Source organism: Amygdalobacter indicium, assembly GCF_029101545.1.
GTDB lineage: Bacteria > Bacillota > Clostridia > Saccharofermentanales > Fastidiosipilaceae > Amygdalobacter > Amygdalobacter indicium.
In genome coordinates this window covers 464,984-481,665 of record NZ_CP118866.1, presented here as the reverse complement: position 1 = coordinate 481,665, position 16,682 = coordinate 464,984, and the positions used below count along the sequence as shown (strand labels likewise).

The following is a 16,682-nucleotide window of genomic DNA, read 5'->3' as shown; positions in this document are numbered from 1 at the left end:
TCTTCTCTCTATTCGTTCACCTTGTGCTGTTCCGCCGCCTGCAATTCTTTGACCAACAGATCCAAATCGCCGGCCAGAATCTGCGGCAACTGATACAAAGTTAAACCGATACGGTGGTCTGTAACTCTACCTTGAGGATAGTTATAAGTTCTAATTCTCTCACTCCGATCACCTGTACCTATCTGGGAACGCCGTTCCTCTGAAAGTTTAGCGTTCTCTTCTTCCTGTTGCAATTGTTGCAAACGGGAAATTAAAACAAGCATCGCTTTTTCCCGATTTTTAATCTGTGATCGTTCATCTTGGCAAGTAACAACCAAACCGGTCGGGAAGTGGGTAATTCTGACGGCCGAGTCTGTCATGTTGACATGCTGACCGCCGGCACCCGACGCTCTATAAGTATCGATGCGCAAATCTTTCGGATTGATTGCAAATTCTTTCGTCTCCGCTTCCGGAATAACGGCTACAGTTGCTGTCGAAGTATGAATTCTGCCGCCTGATTCAGTCGCCGGTACCCGCTGCACGCGATGGACCCCCATCTCATACTTCAATTTGGACCAGGCACCTTTACCTTCGACCTGAAAAACAATTTCTTTTATGCCGCCGATTTCCGTTTCGTTCAATTCCAGGGTTTTGCATTTGAAATTTTGTTTGGCGGCATACATTAAATACATACGGTGCAATTCCGCTGCGAACAGCGCCGCTTCTTCTCCGCCTGCTCCTGCCCTAATTTCCATAAACAGGCTCAAATTATCTCTAGGATCTTTGGGTAAAAGACTGAGATTCAATTCTTCTTCCGTTTTTTGCAAACGCGCTTCCAGTTCTTCCTGTTCGCTTTTAAGCAATTCGTGTAATTCCGGGTCATGATTTTCTAATAACAACTGACGGTTTTTCTCAATTTCCGTCTGCAAACTTGTATATTGGCGATACTGCTCGACTAAAGGTTGTAAATCGCCCAATTCTTTTGATAATTCCGTATAACGGGCTATATCGTTAATAATTTCCGGTTGAGAAAGTGTTTGTTCCAACTCTTCCAGACGCAGTGCGTATTTTTGTAATTTCAGTATATTGCTTTCCAACATCATTGTATTCCGCCTTCTTTAATGTTACGTATTTTAATGCCGCTCTTTTTCGCTGATTGTCCGATTTATCCGCTTGGTCCGGCTTTTCCGCCTGCTCCTATCCGGCTTATCCGGCTTGACCGATGGTCCGAATTGTCAGCCCGTCCGACTTACCCGGCTAAAGTTCCGAAGCAAAATAGCGCAACACAAGGACTCGATCCCGACCGCCGTAATCCTGCCGCCATTTAACAACGTCATAAGAATATTTCTTCAAAAGTTCCTGTAAAGGCTTTTTCTGACGATAACCGTGTTCGAATAAAATATATCCGCCGTTTACAAGATACGCAGGTGCTGCCTGCAGAATTTTTCTGTAAAAATACAAGCCGTTTTCCGCAGCCTGTAAAGCGTTTTGCGGTTCATAAGCAGCGACGGAAGCCGGTAAAGTCTGCATCTCGCTTGCAGAAATATAAGGAGGATTGCTGTATATTATGTCGTATTTTCTTTCATTTTCCGTTAAACTCGGGAAAATATCAGCCTCTTCCAAATGTGCTTTGACCTGACGGCAAGCTAAATTTTCTCGACTTAGAGCGATAGCTGCAGGATTGATGTCCGTTCCTGTCAATTCCAACTCTCTTGCAGATTCACCGGCTATAGCTGCCAGCAGCGCCCCGCTGCCGATACCGATTTCCAAAATTTTCAGTCTCTCCGGCGTCGTTTCTGCAGCAGTTTTCCGGCGTGCAAAAGTTGCAGTCCAGGTTTGAGCTTGCGACTTGGGAAAAGAATTAATGCTTTCTAAAACTTCTTCTACCAGAACTTCACTGTCGGGGCGAGGTATCAGAACTCCGGGAACAATTTTGTAAGTAGAATTAAAAAAGTCGACAAAACCGCTAACATACGCCAATGGCCAATCCTGCGCCAGCTTTTCTATATCTGCAGCAAAAAGACGACTGATATCGGCAGCAGCCGGTTCATCATCGTACAAACGCAAGCGCAGTTGTGACTCGCTGATTTGCAAATATTTACGAGCTAACAAAATAATCAAATCCCGCCTGGTAATATCATTACGACAAGTTCGCAGCTGCAAGCAGGCATTTTTTATAAGTTGCAAATAAGTTTCGGCCATAATATTTAATTCCACTTGTTAAATTATCTGTAAATAAGAAAAAAGGAGGTCTAAGCCTCCCTTATTCTTACTTGCGTGATTCACGACGTTTGAACTTATCAACACGACCGCCTGTATCAATGAGCTTCTGACGACCTGTAAAGAACGGATGGCACTTGCTGCAAATATCAACAGTTATACTATCCATAGTCGACTTGGTCTCGAAAGTCTCACCGCAAGCACAACGGACAACGCACTTCTCGTACTTCGGATGGATTCCTTCTCTCATAATTTCACCTCACAAAAATATAGCGTGTGACAGTTAAACTTCACATATGCCATACCAGTAATAACTTTATAAGTCTACCGCTAATTCCCCGTCACTGTCAATAGCATTCGACTAAAAAGCGTTAGCGGAGTTATTTTTATTACCGGTATTCTTTTTCACCAGCGATTCTATAATGTCCTTATCATTCAAAGACATAGTGATACACTCGATGAAATGAGCATTATTTTTAGTTTTCTGCATAAAGTTGAGGATAAGTTCAGTTACTGAAGCTGTATCCAGGCGGCTCAAAGCCTTACGGATAGCCCAGACACAATCAAGCTCTCTTTCATTCAGCAGCAGCTCCTCCCGTCTCGTACCGGAACGATTAATGTCAATAGCCGGGAAAATACGCTTCTCCGACAATTTACGATCCAGGAAGACTTCCATATTACCCGTACCTTTGAACTCTTCAAAAATAACTTCATCCATCCTGGAACCTGTTTCAACCAAGGCTGTCGCAACAATCGTCAGGCTGCCGCCGTTTTCAATTTTTCTGGCAGCACCGAAAAAGCGTTTCGGGCCATATAAAGCGCCCGGATCCAAGCCGCCTGATAAAGTCCTTCCCGTAGGATTAATCGTCAGGTTATAAGCACGTGCCAAACGGGTTATCGAATCAAGTAAAATTACCACATCGCGGCCCAATTCCACCAGTCTTTTAGCTCTTTCCAAAACCAATTCCGTAATTCTGACATGATTTTCCGCCGTTTGATCGAAAGTTGAATAGACAACTTCTCCGTTAATTCGTCTTTGCATATCGGTAACTTCTTCCGGTCGCTCGTCTATAAGCAAAACAATCAGATGCGCCTCAGGGTTATTATGGCTGATAGCATCGGCAATTTTTTGCAATAAGATGGTTTTACCGGCTTTCGGCGGCGAAACTATCATACCGCGTTGTCCCTTACCGATCGGACAAATCAAATCAATAATGCGGGTGCTTAATTCATTACTTGAAGTTTCCAGAGTATATCTTTCCTGCGTATAAATAGGAACCAAACGCGAAAAATTAGGGCGTTTGAACAATTTTTCCGGGCTTAAATCATTAACATCTTTAATATAATTGATAGCCTGAAAGCGCTCATCACCTCTTTTTTTGCGTAAATAGGCGCGGACATAATCGCCTTCCCGCAAATTGAAGCGACGAATTAATTGCGGGGAAACGAAATAATCATTACTGCTTAAATTGTAATTTTCTGTACGTAAAAATCCGTAACCTTCCTGGGTAATATTGAGGACGCCGCCGACTACTTCTCTTTTTTCCGGCTCAAGTGCTTCCGTTTCATTAATCTCATTAACTTCCGAATTTTCATTGACAGGATTAACTGCCTGATTTTCATTAACGGTAATAATTTCCGGCGCTACATTATTATTTTCAATTTCCGGATTAAGTAATACTTCAGGGGTGTTTTCATAATTCAATTCGCTGTTTTCCGCCACTTTTTTCGCATACTTTTTATTATTTTCCGAATTGCGGTTCTCGCGTTTGTGAGCATTGAATTTACGAGAATTATCAGCTTTATTAGCTTTATAAGATTTAGTCTGAATTTGAGGTGTACGCGGGGTAACGGTTATTTTTGTATTGCTGTTATCATCCCGGACCGTTAAAATCTGCTTTTTTTCTTCATTCGTCGGTGAAACGGTCTGCGCTTTTTTCGCTGCTTCTTTTACTGTTTCCTTCTGTCTTTCTCCTGCTTCGGTCGGTAAAATTTTCGGTTCTGCCGAGTTTGCTATAAATCCCTGTTCGGCAGCAGCTTCCTGAGTCATAATTTTTTGTTCGTAAATTTCTTTTTTACGAGGCTTTTTGCTGAACATTTCCGGGGTAAATTCAACATCGGGATTAGCTTCCACAATCGTTTTGTAACCGTGCGCCTGATCATCGGCCATCAGGGTTTCCATAAGTTCCTGACGTTTCTTCGGGAGCGCCTTACTGATTTTCATTAATTTACGCTTGACCAGTAATTTAACAAGCGTTTCTTTGCTGAGTTCACTATAAAATATCGGAACCATGTATCCTCCAAGGAAAATAAAATTGTCCGGATAAGCGGAAATAACCCGAACGTTGTAACGAGCAAGCAGTATAATCAGTGGAAAAAACAGAAATTTGACCTCTGTACTAGACTTGTAACAGAAAGTATTTTAACATATTTACTAATTCAGAAAAAGGCAGGAAAGTAAAAATGCTGAAATTAATTGCATTTATTTTAATGACTATCGACCATATGTGTTGGTTATGGCCCCATTATATTCCTTACGAAGTCGGTTTTATTCTGCGCTTAATATGCCGTCTTTCTTTCCCTATTTTCGCATATGACTGCGTAATGGGTTTAAGGCGTACGCACAGTATTGCCAAATATTTAGCACGTTTGGGTCTCTTGGCTGTAATTTCACAATATGCCATACATTTCGCTTATACCCATTGGCACGTACGGGATATAGCTGATTTCGTCAATATTTTCTTCACGTTGTTTGCCGGAATTGTTTTTATAATGAGCTTGGATCTGATTATCGCTTCCTACCGCTCATTAAGCGGCAAACGCAAGACAGAAAAGTGGCATCTTTTTCATTACGGCAACTGCCGCTTATGGCAAAAATTAACAGCGCCGACCGAAAACAGGTATGTTGCTTTTATTTGTCTGCTCCTGGGCTTGGTTTTAGCTATTTGCTGTCTTTTACTCGTCTATATTTTCAAAACCGATTATGCCGTTTTCGGGTTGCTGTTTATCGCGACTCTGCATTTTATCGTTTATAAATGCGGCGATTTCAATCCGAAGCTCGATAAGACCGCTTTGCAAAATTTAATTCCCGTTTACCTTTTACGCTTAGCTTGTGTTATCGGAGTTTATTTATTATTGGCCGATTATCTGCTTCCCTGGTTCGGTATAAACAGTTTAATGTTCGGCGATGTGCAAACTTTCGTTATTTTTATTCCCTATTTATTGCCGTTAGCCGCCAAAAGTCACCGGCCGAAATGGTGGGTCAGTCGTCTGCTTTATTTCTATTATCCCCTACACTTGTTGTTAATTTGTTATATACAATATCTTACAATCAGGTAAAGAAAAAGGCTCAGATTAATCTGAGCCTTTTTAAGTGGGTAGTATTGGACTCGAACCAACGACCCCTTGCATGTCAAGCAAGTACTCTAACCAGCTGAGCTAACCACCCGAAGCAAGATAATTATACATGTTTTGAGATAATTGTCAAACTTCTTGTATTAGTTCCGCTATTATTTATAAGTCACAAATGATAATGTCCCGGTATAAGCTGAAGACTTGACGTTAGCGACTTAAATCTCAATAATTCGCTTGGCCTGTTGTGCTAAATTCTCATCGTGCGTTACCATGATAATTGTTCTTCCAAGTTTATTGAGCAATTGCAAAATTTCAAAAACAATTCTACTGTTTTGCCGGTCCAAATTACCTGTAGGCTCATCCGCCAAGATGTATTTTGCATCTTTAATTAACAATCGGGCTAAAGCTACTCTTTGCTGCTCACCTCCGCTCAATTGATACACTTTCTGCGACAAAACACTCTCCGGTAAATTGACCTGTTTCAAGGCAGAAGCAATATCTTGCGCCGGATTATCGGGATTTACGGCAAATTTAGCCGCTATCTGCAAGTTAAAAGCGACGCTCTCCTCATCGATCAAAGCAAAATTTTGCAGCAAAAAACTCATCAAACTGCGATGATATCTGAGTATATGACGTTGAGACGTATACTTCTTCCCATCAATTAAAACATATCCTTGATTAGGTTTTTCTAAAAGAGCGATAATATTAAGCAATGAAGTTTTCCCACTGCCGCTTTTCCCGACGATTGCAACAAATTCACCATCGGCAATATCCAAATTCAAATTATGAAATATTTGATGTTCGCCGTAGGCTAAGCTGATATTTTTTAATTGAATCATCTATTTCCCCTCCTGTAAAACTTGATGTAATATTTTTCTTTGCAAATACATGCCGTAAGAAAAAATCACTATTATTTCCGTTGTAACTATCAACAATTTATTACACATACTTATTGCTGACGGCAAAATAAAAAGGCAAGTAATTCCGATATTAAAGAGTAGATATAAACCGTGAATTTGCCCGAAATTATAACCATGTAAGCGTTTAACACAAATACTGTATCTGTTTTTAGTGAAGTAGCAAACGGTAAACAGTATGACTGTCAAAAAAAGCAAACCTATAAGTAATCCGGTTATGATATACAAATATTTAATGTTTTTAATTATATTTGCAATTACAGCACCTCTTTGATTGTAAACGGACGCAACCGAATTGTACGAAGCTGCTAAATCCAGTTTCTGAATATAAGGCATTATCTCACTAATCGGATTAATACTGTTTTGGCTGTAATAATAACAGGAAGACATTAAATACGCGTAATAATAGCTGGCATCAATATTAGCGGTATCGACAGCTACAATCGGGTCGTAAATTATATTGCCCTTTGCCTTTTCTACATTTTCATTATAAGTAAAATATTTGTTGTCATCGGCAATATAAATGATATTTATTCGCAAGTCTGCTTGCTTGATTTTCTCCAATTCTTCCTTAAATTCTTTGTGGTAAATATCGGCCACCTTAACTTTTTGGAAATAAAATTGTTCCTTCAAAATATCCTTAAGTAAGTTATCAAACTTTTGCAATTTTTTCGGAACTAATACATTCAAGGTAAAATTATCAACAAGTAGATCTTTTTCGCTGATTTTTTTATCTTCTTGCAAAAATACAGGATGCCGTTTTAAGTAATTCCGATTAACTGTTATAATTTGTTCTGTCAAAGCAGCTCGAAGATCCTTTTCATTTAATACTTCCAAATTATTTGTATTTTTATACTTCTTAGTATTGAGCAAAAATAAATTTCTTTCTTTTTCCAAAATTCGGTAAAGATTGGCGGCTCTTACTTCTAAAGGTCTTCTTTCTTTGATTTTATTAGTAATAAAGGAGGTTCTTAATAAATAAACATTTTGGGCCTCCTGCCATTGCTCATTGTTTTTCAGTTCTTTTTTCTGCCGTTGTAAATTACTTTGATTCAAAGTAATGCAAAATACTAAATAGATGAGGACTAACATTTTAGCTGCCAATTGTAAAGAAAAAAGGACAGCGAACGGTCTTTTACCCTTGATGATTTCTGCTTGGTTGTACATATATGCTTGCACTTTAATGTAGAAGAATGCAAGCAAGAGACTGTAAATATATAGGAATAAATACAGTGCTGAAATAATTAGTGTCAATCTGAAGATATAATGGGTTATATTACAATAGTATAAATAAGCAAAAAGAAAAATTAAATTTATACAGATTGAAACGGCAAAGGCACTAATTACGCCCGATTGTAGGGATTTTAGAATATTAAAATCGGTATAACCGTTAATTTGCAGAATTCCTATTTTTTTAGCTTGGCGTAAAATATAATAAATATAGAATATAGAATACAGGAAAAAGCAAAGCAATAAAAATGCCGCATTGATTCTGTAGTTATGTATCATTGAAATGATTTCTTCTAATATATTATTTTGAGCGTAAGCTTGGAAAATTTCGCACTTGCCCAACTTAGCGCTAAATTCCTCTTTTATTTGCTTGACAACGTCAATATTTGTTGCGTCTAAATAAAATATACCGATATAGCCGCCTAGCTCCTGCAAGCGACTGAACGGAGCGATTTCCAGGCGAAAGTTTTGAGAAAGAATATTAAATTTTCCTACTTGATGCGGATCTTCCGTTTGTCGGTTGCTGATAAAAGTGTCGGAATTTTCGGCCGGAAAGCTTCCTTGTTGTAAAAAAATGTTGTTTTTAAGCGTTCCGTCCGTAGTATATATAGCTAAATGTTGAGAGTCATGCCAAATTAAGCGAGAAATATTAACGCCGAATTTGGCGGTTATTTGCTTTATTTCCTGATACGCTTCTTCATTTTTTAATCTTGCATCGGTGTTTAAGATAATTTGTGTACGCCCGACATAACTGAATTGATTTATTTCCTGCTTGGCAAAATACTGAAATAAAATAAATAATCCCAACGTAACAAAAAGGAGTAGAAAAAAACTAAGTATCTTCTTCATAAGATGCTCCTTTCAAGTGTAAACATTTATTTACACTTATTAAAAACTGCTATACAATTAATTGTATTAATTTCATTGTAGTAATTTATGTTTTTTTGTCAATACGTCGGACAGCTGAATTGGTGATTTTATGAGTCACAAATGATAATGTCCCGGTATAGTAAAATTATTATTTGAATGCAAAAAAAGGCGGTAATAATACCGTCTTTGTATAAAATGCCGAACAAACGGCCGCTGCATAAACTTACATCATTTCGCCGCTTCTCTCAAGTCTTCCCGGCGATTGACAATTACAGCACAACTGGCGTCACCGGTTATATTAACCACAGTTCTTCCCATATCAAAGATCCGGTCAATACCCGCTACCAAAGCAATTCCTTCCACCGGCAGCCCGACGCTTTGCAAAACCATGGCCAACATAATCATGCCGGATCCCGGGGTTCCTGCTGTCCCGATACTGGCTAAAGTAGCTGTCAAAACAATAGTCAACAATTGACCGGGAGTTAAATTTATACCATAGCAGGCAGCAATGAAAACGGCACAAACGCCCTGATAAATAGCTGTTCCGTCCATATTAATCGTCGCGCCCAACGGTAAAACAAAGCTGACAACATCTTTTCTGATATGCAAATTATTTTCCAAACAAGCAGCATTAAGCGGCAAGGTGCCGACAGAGGATGCGCTGGAAAAAGCGAAGACCATCGCCGGCAGGACGGCCTGAAAGAATTTTTTCGGAGAAGTCTTACCCAAGACTTTAACTGTGAAAGAATAGACTACCAACAAATGAAAAACATAAGCAACATAGGCCGCCAATAAAACCATCGTTAAAGAGCCGATAACTTCCGCCCCGTTAGCCGCGATAACCGGAGTTATCAAGCAAAAAACGGCATAAGGTGAAATTTTGACAATCATTTCCATGATAACCATGAATACATCTTCAATTGAACGATTTAATTTCGCCAGCGGTGCACCCTTTTCCTGCGAGATTATAATTGCAAAGCCGATAAAAAGAGAGATAACGATCGTTTGCAACATGTTGGCTTCAACTAAAGGTCCTAAAACATTTTTAGGGAAAAGACCGACTATAGTTGACATAATACCTGTAGCTTTGCCCGGATCGAACTTCAAATTTGTTGTTTGCAGCAATTGAAATGTTCCTTTAAAAATATGCGCCGACAGCAGACCGCCGACGACAGCAAAAGCTGTCGTTAAACTATAATAAAGTATTGTGCTTAAACCGATCGTTCCTACTTTTTTGATATCTTTCAGCGAAATTACACCGTCGATAATGGAAGTTAAAACCAGAGGTACAACGACAAATTTTAATAAATTAAGAAAAATTTGACCCAACGGTTTAACATAAGCAGCGGCAAAATCAGCTTGTCCCGTCTCCATTAAAATCAAGCCGAAAATTATGCCCCCAAAAAGAGCTATAAGTATTTGCGTAGCCAGAGATAACTTTAATTTTTTCGTCATAGTTTTTTCCTCTTTTCGCCTCAATTAGCTATAATTATAGAATTAAGCGAGCGGGAAAAACAAGAATTAGTGATTCTTTTCACATATTTATGTTTTATCCGACTAAAAATACTATTTTCAATTGCGTAATTTTTATGCTAATTGCTATTAATAGTCGGTTTTTGTAAAGACCTGCTTTCGCCCAAAAACAGTTGCAACAGCTAAAAGCAAGCAACAAAATCCTCCGGCTTTTGTATTAGAATGCCTCTCCCCTGTCTTTGCAACAATTTTTTTGGTAATCTTGGTCGACGGCAGCGGATTATCCGGGATTTCGGTCAATTTATTTTTTTCACTTTTGGTCGGCTGCGGCTTCTTTTCTTTCAACTTATTAATAATCGTTACTTTATCATCTTTCTTGTTATAAATTACTTGATAAGCATTATCATCATATTCTTCCTTCAATTCATAACTAATTTTATGCTGATCAAGCGAGCTGTATATCGGTAAATCGGTGACTGTAATCTGCCAGTGATTTAATTCAGTCAATTCATAAGTTTTATCCGTTTTCTGACCATCCTGATAAAGTCTAACGTTAACTGCTTTTAGCAGCGCAGATATATTATCACCCTCAGAATTTTGCCATATTTTCTGTACTTTAATATCTTTGACAGGCTTCAATATTACTTTTTCGCCGGCCAATTCATTGATTATATTACCTTTGGGGGAATTGCTTGTCCAATTAACTTTTGTCGTAAAACTTAATTCCAACGTGGCCTTAGGCGGTAGTTTAATATTATTATTAAAGTCAAAATCGGCTGTGTACGTTTTTGACTTGTCTTGCAGGACGATAGCGTGCTTTTGCGCATTGTATGTAGCGATAAAATCATCAGTCGGCTGACCGTTAACGGTTAAATGTAAGCTTCCTTCAACGAAACGCAAGCGCGGATCTAAGTTATCAGCAAAACTTAAATCATTTTTATTGCCAAGTTTAGCATATTTGCCGCTATGTAAAAGGATATTGTGATCAGACGGAATAAGCATCTTTAAATTAAAAGTTACCGTATCACCATTTTTTACCTGTTGCGTCTGTAACAATTGATTGTTTGTTTTATCTACTACATTTTTCGCAAATTCAGCTTTATGACCCGGCAAAATATAATATAAAGTTTTGCTGCCTAACAAATTAATCGTATAAGAATTATCATCGGCAATCGTGCCGTCTTCCGCTCCTAAAGGATTGGCCAAAGCATATTCCTGACCGTTGTAAGTTTGCAGATATGGTCTACCGTTTTCTTTTATTTGCAATTGATATTTTCTTGTGATGTCTAAATCGTTTCTCCCATTTATTGCCGTAATTTGAATCCAATAAGTTCCTGCCTGCGATACAAAAACATCGTTAGCTTCCCAGCCGTACATGTTTACTCGCTTCTGCCCGCTTTGAATAATATTTCCCTTTTCATCCGCTAAATTTAAAGCAACTCCGGAAATTATAGACTTAGGTATCCAGTTGTTATAATTAACATCTGCCTGCGGCTGCAATACGACAATGCCTATACGCTTGCCCAATTTAACGCGCAGGGTTTCAGTCTTCGGATCAAATTCCTGCTTTATTATTCCATAATAGGAGCGTAAACTTCTCGGCAATTCCTTCAACTTGATTGCGCCTTCTTTTATAGTTAGCAATTTATAGTTGTAATCAGCTTCACCTCGACCATTAAATGCAGATAATTTAACTTTATTAACTGTACCGTCCGGCATAAGCAACTCCAGCTCATCCCCGTCACTTATAGTATAAGGCAAGCTCATATCAAAGCTGATTTTGATTTCTCTTTCAGCTTTTTCTGCTAATTTCAAAGTGAAAGTGTATACATCATCGTCTAAAACAGTTTTCTCCAGTATATATTGTCGTCCGGAAATTTCGACAATTTGCTTACTCAACAGATTTAAATCAGCCAACGGTAAAAAATCGCCTTGATCTGTATATTCTTTTTCTCTATATAAATAATACATCTTATTTTTTTGTTGCAAATTAATACTCTTATTATCTGCTAATTTTAAGGAAATAGAACTTGCCGTAAATTGCAATTCTTTTCCGGCAGCATCCTGAAACTTAATCGCATATTTTTTTAGTATTTTCTCTCTAAATTCTAACTGTAAATATTTTTGCCCGTTAATTATAGTAATTTTTCCCTGTTTTCTGCCCAATTTCGGTTCAGTAAAATTGACATTCAGAACATTGCCGTTATAATTCGCGTCCTCATCGCTCGTTTCAATAACATAACGATATAATCCGTTATTAAGTTGCGTCTTCTGCTTAATATCTTTTTGCTCAAATTCGTATTCATATACATCTGAAAAGAATCCACCGTCATCAACTTCATTCTTAAAACTCTGTATATCGGGATTTTGACTATATATTGTATATTGCAAGTTGAGCACATTACTCTGCGCTTGCAAATTGTTAGGTAGCATAAAAGTTAAAATACCTACCGACAAGATCAGATAAAAAAGTTTCTTAAGCATGTTTTCGCCTCTCAAAAAAGTAGTCATAATTCTGTTTTCTCTACCAAGTCGCCAAAAACCGCCAAGCGCTGAACGGACTTACAGTCAATCAGCGCCTTCATTTTCAGAAGTATGTAATTTAAGGTCCTGTAAATGCCGGTAATTACGATACAGTTTACGCAAATAAACATAGCCGACTACAGCGAATAATATTATAAGCAAATTGAAAATCACTTCCGCATCAGCAAAATTAAGCTGATTAATCCAATAAGGCAGCATAGAACCCAACAAATTGAAAAATCCATGCAACAAAATACTATAAAAAATACTGTCGGTCCAAACGTATACGGCGGCAAGAATCAAGCCGGCAACAAATGTATATGCCGACTGCAACCAATTCCAATGGGCCAAAGCAAACAAACAGGCGGAAATAAAACAAACTGCAGGCAAGGGAAAAAAGCGTTTCAATTCGCCGATAACCATCGCCCGGAAAAATAATTCTTCCGCTATAGGCACTAAAATTACTACAGACAAAATTGTAATCGGTGCAAACGGATTGATTTTCTGCAAAATCATATTGTTGTATTCTTCCAAAGCACTTTGAAAAAAGGCATAATTTTTCGCTAAAAAAACGAGTAAGTTGGAAAAAAGCGAGCTGACGAACAACAAAAGACAGGCGATAAACGGTATATAGAGAAAAGTTCTGCCTGCCGGAACTTTCACGGCGATATAATCAGTTTGTTTGCGCCTGCGAACTAGCGCATACGAAATGAATGTACCGCTTTGAATGATACTGTAAATTAAAGCTGCAAGCGGAAAAACAGAAGCTGCTAATTTATCTGTTGCATTTTCCGGCGTTAGCGGTTTTTGCATGGCAAAAATAAAAACGAAAGTTTGAACTGCAGCCGCAACAAGAAAAAAATACAACAAGCCTCCGAAAGTTTTAGCAATCGCCTTAATTTTTGTCAACATAATTTCTTACTCCTTTGCCAAAGCGTCCAGAACCATTCTTTCATTAAAACGGGTAAATGCCGCATCCAGCTCATTGCGATTAAGTATTGATTCAAATTGAATTTCTTCCTGCTTGAGCCTGTTATTTTTATTCGGTTTAATATGTAAAATTCGCATAATAATAATATCCGGAGCGTTATGTTCTCCGTCATCAGGTTCAAACGGCGCAAAAACTATATATTCCTGCTGATTCAATTCAAACAAATCGAGTTTTCGCATATAAAATTCATAGCCGTTATCCAAATCTTCTAAAACAATCAGCTTTTCTTCTAAATCTGTCGGTCTCTGTCCACGCATATATCTACCTGACAATCTTTGACTTTAACTATTTATTCGTTATAGATGATGTCGGGCAATTCCTCTTCATCATCCTCATCCATTAAATCGCATAATCTCTCATATTCATCGGCAACTTTATCAAACTCGTCATCCGCCAAAGTTTCAAAGCCTTCGCTGCCGTCGGGCAACTTGACCGAACGGGCGAATAAAGCCTCCGGTTCATCAGTTTCAGCTGCTGAAACCAATACATAATAATATTCATCTTCAAAAGGAAACTCATACGCAACGTAATACGTAAATTCCTCTCCTGTTTCATAATCGGTTAAAACAACTGTTGAAGCGGCCATTAAATCGTCATCGGAAAGTTCCGACTCTTCCGGCATAACTTCAACTTCCTCGTTGTTTAATTCACTGTCCTGCAATTTTTTGTTGTCTTTATCCTTTTTCATAATCATGCCCCTTTTATGATTTCTCAAATTATAACATATGCAATTAATCTCATAGTAAATATGAAAAACGGTCAACCTGCTGATGCCTGATTGACCGTTAATGACTCTACCGAGAATCGAACTCGGGATTCCGCCTTGAGAGGGCGGCGTCTTAACCGCTTGACCATAGAGCCGTGTTCATTATTGTAACAAATAAAAAAAGCATATGCAATACATCGACAGGCTTCTTGCTATTAATCTATGATAATTTCACCCGACTTGTAGTTGCCGGGCAGAGCAATTACAATAACAAAGAAATCAATTAGAACTATAATTTTTTCAAATTCAGCAATTATCAGGGATAAAACGATGTGCCAGACTATTGAAAAACCAACATTACTAATCCGCAATCTAAGTTTTGCTTATCATAACAAAATCGTATTGCAAAATGTCAACCTTGATTTATATCCGCAAAACAACTATCTCGTAGTCGGACAAAACGGTAGCGGCAAATCTACTTTATTACAATTAATCTGCGGTTTGCTAAAGCCGCAGCAAGGAACAATAGAATTCGGCCAGCGTAAAATCAATATTGCTTATCTGCCGCAAAACGCCAATGCCGCTCCGGATTTTCCGATAACTTGTAAAGAATACATAGAATCAGGTTATTACTACAATCTCCCTTTTTGGCAATCTTTGTCGCCCAGAGAACAAAAACAGTGCTCGGACTGGTTGGATAAAGCGAATTTAAGTCGTTACAGCAATTGCCTGCTCAGCGACCTGTCTTCCGGCCAACGGCAAAAATTACAGTTGGCTCGTTGCCTGCTGCGCCGGCCTGAAATCCTTTTATTGGATGAATCTACTGTAAACTTGGATAAATTGGGACAAAATGATTTTTTCCGTTTTTTACGGGCAGCACAGAAGGAAGCGAAATTTATCGGCATTTTCGTAACACATGCCTGGGAAAATTGGGCTAAGCAGGCCCCGACCGTGCTCAAAATTGAGCAGACTGCTTGCGTCCGCTATACTTTTTCCGAATTTTCCGAACAACAAATGCAAGAAGGAGAATTTTAATCTATGCAGATATATTTGCTTAAGCTCTTGATTTGCGCCGTCTGTCTGAGTCTTATTTGTGCCGCTTTGGGACATATTTTAGTTTTACGTCATCTCTCTTTATCCGGAGATACTTTGTCGCATGGAGCTTTGGCCGGTGTCACTTTAGGTTTTGCCTGCGGCATCAATCCTACCGTGACGGCGCTGATTTTTACTGTTATTTGTGCTGCAGTAATTGAATATTTACGCCGTTATTATCCTCAATACAGTGAGATTGTGCTGGCTATTATGATGAGTGTAACTATTGCTTTGGCGGCAATTTTCGCAAATTATGCTTTTGTTGCCGGCAATTTGTCCGCCTACCTTTTCGGCAGTCTGGCAAGTGTAAGTAATTTTGATCTGCTGTTAATTATAGTTCTGACAGTTATTGTTTTAATATATTTTATTGTCTTACAACGTTATTTACTTTTAATCTCTCTGGAAGAAAAAGTTGCCGCCGTTCAAGGTCTGCCGGTTAATTTAATTAACATTTCCCTTTCCGTCATAACTGCAATTACGGTCGCTTCAGCTGCTAAAGTTGCCGGAACATTGGTAATTTCCGGACTGTTGGTATTACCGGCAGCTGCCGCCATGTTATTGAAAAAGGGCTATTATCGCACTTTACATCTTTCTGTGCTTATCGCTTTAATAAATTCTTTCGGGGGAATTATCCTCTCTTATCTGGCCGATATTCCGCTTGGAGGGGCGATAATTCTCTCGGCGGCATTGAGTTTGAGTGTCTGCCTGCTTGTTAAAATATCTCGTGTTGATTAGTCTTTTCCGCAATCTTTCTTATAATCTTACCTGCATTTGACATTAAATACATGTAAAGTTACAATTCACTTGAATTTAATTGCATGTGCAGCGAGTTTCGGCATAGCTGTGTTTATACATCTAAGAAAAGGAGATTGGCCGTGAATTTTGGCGAAAAATTAAAGAAGCTTCGTGCTGAACGACACATTAAGCAAGAAGATTTAGCTGAATTATTAGGTGTCAGTGTCAGGAGTTTATCTAATTACGAAAACGGCTTACGTTTTCCCAAACATAAAGAAACTTACGAAAAGTTGGCTCAAATTTTTCAAGTTGACTATAACTATCTTTTAGATGAACAAAGCAATTTCGTGCATCAAGTTTACAGGGAGAGCGGGAAGCAGGCCAAAGATGACGCTTATGCTTTACTTAACAGTCTGACCTCCTTGTTTGTCGGCGGTAATTTGAATGCAGATGAACGGGATGAAATTATGCGGCTGCTGCAAGCTGCCTATTGGCAAGCCAAAGAGCAGGAAAAAAGCTCCAAGTGACGGAATTATCCTAGTAATAACAGCCACCGAAAAAAAACAGCGAAAATAGAAAAATCCCCTTTACA

The 16,682-nt window shown here is 38.6% G+C and carries 15 protein-coding genes and 2 tRNA genes; 4 read left to right on the top strand and 13 right to left on the bottom strand.

Annotation, left to right across the window (positions count from 1 at the left end; translation table 11 throughout):
• Window positions 1-8: 8 nt before the first annotated feature.
• The 4 genes from prfA to rho form a co-directional block, all read right to left on the bottom strand.
• The gene (prfA, locus tag PYS60_RS01985; RefSeq protein ID WP_315570369.1) at window positions 9-1,082 is read right to left on the bottom strand and encodes a peptide chain release factor 1; all 1,074 of its coding nucleotides are present in this window, start codon (window positions 1,080-1,082) and stop codon (window positions 9-11) included.
• 154 nt (window positions 1,083-1,236) lie between these two features.
• A complete protein-coding gene (gene prmC / locus PYS60_RS01980; RefSeq protein WP_315570368.1) occupies window positions 1,237-2,181 on the bottom strand; it encodes a peptide chain release factor N(5)-glutamine methyltransferase in 945 nt (314 codons plus the stop codon).
• 67 nt (window positions 2,182-2,248) lie between these two features.
• Complete coding sequence (rpmE, locus tag PYS60_RS01975; RefSeq protein WP_315570367.1) at window positions 2,249-2,449, bottom strand: 50S ribosomal protein L31; 201 nt, start codon at window positions 2,447-2,449, stop codon at window positions 2,249-2,251.
• 111 nt (window positions 2,450-2,560) lie between these two features.
• Window positions 2,561-4,492 (bottom strand): transcription termination factor Rho, encoded by a 1,932-nt coding sequence (gene rho / locus PYS60_RS01970; RefSeq protein ID WP_315570365.1) that lies wholly within the window; start codon window positions 4,490-4,492, stop codon window positions 2,561-2,563.
• Window positions 4,493-4,662: 170 nt separating this feature from the next.
• On the opposite strand from rho, the gene PYS60_RS01965 reads away from it, so the two are divergent.
• Window positions 4,663-5,538 carry a TraX family protein gene (locus PYS60_RS01965; RefSeq protein WP_315570363.1) on the top strand — a complete coding sequence of 292 codons (876 nt, stop codon included), beginning with the start codon at window positions 4,663-4,665 and terminating at the stop codon, window positions 5,536-5,538.
• A gap of 35 nt (window positions 5,539-5,573) precedes the next feature.
• Here PYS60_RS01965 and PYS60_RS01960 read toward each other — a convergent pair.
• The 9 genes from PYS60_RS01960 to PYS60_RS01920 form a co-directional block, all read right to left on the bottom strand.
• Window positions 5,574-5,647: transfer RNA gene (locus PYS60_RS01960), tRNA-Val, on the bottom strand.
• A gap of 121 nt (window positions 5,648-5,768) precedes the next feature.
• Complete coding sequence (locus PYS60_RS01955; protein WP_315570361.1) at window positions 5,769-6,392, bottom strand: ATP-binding cassette domain-containing protein; 624 nt, start codon at window positions 6,390-6,392, stop codon at window positions 5,769-5,771.
• Window positions 6,393-8,549, bottom strand: a complete 2,157-nt coding sequence (locus PYS60_RS01950) for a DUF1430 domain-containing protein (protein ID WP_315570359.1) — start codon at window positions 8,547-8,549, stop codon at window positions 6,393-6,395.
• 249 nt (window positions 8,550-8,798) lie between these two features.
• On the bottom strand, window positions 8,799-10,025 hold the full coding sequence (locus PYS60_RS01945; RefSeq protein ID WP_315570357.1) for a dicarboxylate/amino acid:cation symporter: 1,227 nt from the start codon (window positions 10,023-10,025) through the stop codon (window positions 8,799-8,801).
• Window positions 10,026-10,172: 147 nt separating this feature from the next.
• Window positions 10,173-12,527, bottom strand: a complete 2,355-nt coding sequence (locus tag PYS60_RS01940) for a Cna B-type domain-containing protein (RefSeq protein ID WP_315570355.1) — start codon at window positions 12,525-12,527, stop codon at window positions 10,173-10,175.
• A gap of 84 nt (window positions 12,528-12,611) precedes the next feature.
• Entirely contained in the window at window positions 12,612-13,478 is an 867-nt protein-coding gene (locus PYS60_RS01935; protein WP_315570353.1) for a CPBP family intramembrane glutamic endopeptidase, read from the bottom strand.
• A gap of 6 nt (window positions 13,479-13,484) precedes the next feature.
• Window positions 13,485-13,814: a DUF1292 domain-containing protein gene (locus tag PYS60_RS01930; RefSeq protein ID WP_315570351.1), complete on the bottom strand. Its 330-nt coding sequence runs from the start codon at window positions 13,812-13,814 to the stop codon at window positions 13,485-13,487.
• Window positions 13,815-13,846: 32 nt separating this feature from the next.
• Window positions 13,847-14,245, bottom strand: coding sequence for a DUF1292 domain-containing protein (locus tag PYS60_RS01925; protein WP_315570349.1), 399 nt, complete (start codon window positions 14,243-14,245; stop codon window positions 13,847-13,849).
• A 101-nt stretch (window positions 14,246-14,346) separates the two neighbouring features.
• Window positions 14,347-14,418, bottom strand: a tRNA-Glu gene (locus PYS60_RS01920).
• A 175-nt stretch (window positions 14,419-14,593) separates the two neighbouring features.
• Between PYS60_RS01920 and PYS60_RS01915 the strand changes: the two genes are divergently transcribed.
• The 3 genes from PYS60_RS01915 to PYS60_RS01905 all read left to right on the top strand — a co-directional run bounded on the left by PYS60_RS01915 (window position 14,594) and on the right by PYS60_RS01905 (window position 16,617).
• The gene (locus tag PYS60_RS01915) at window positions 14,594-15,298 is read left to right on the top strand and encodes a metal ABC transporter ATP-binding protein (RefSeq protein ID WP_315570347.1); all 705 of its coding nucleotides are present in this window, start codon (window positions 14,594-14,596) and stop codon (window positions 15,296-15,298) included.
• Window positions 15,299-15,301: 3 nt separating this feature from the next.
• The gene (locus PYS60_RS01910) at window positions 15,302-16,090 is read left to right on the top strand and encodes a metal ABC transporter permease (RefSeq protein ID WP_315570345.1); all 789 of its coding nucleotides are present in this window, start codon (window positions 15,302-15,304) and stop codon (window positions 16,088-16,090) included.
• A 140-nt stretch (window positions 16,091-16,230) separates the two neighbouring features.
• Window positions 16,231-16,617, top strand: coding sequence for a helix-turn-helix domain-containing protein (locus PYS60_RS01905; RefSeq protein ID WP_315570344.1), 387 nt, complete (start codon window positions 16,231-16,233; stop codon window positions 16,615-16,617).
• Window positions 16,618-16,682 lie beyond the last annotated feature (65 nt).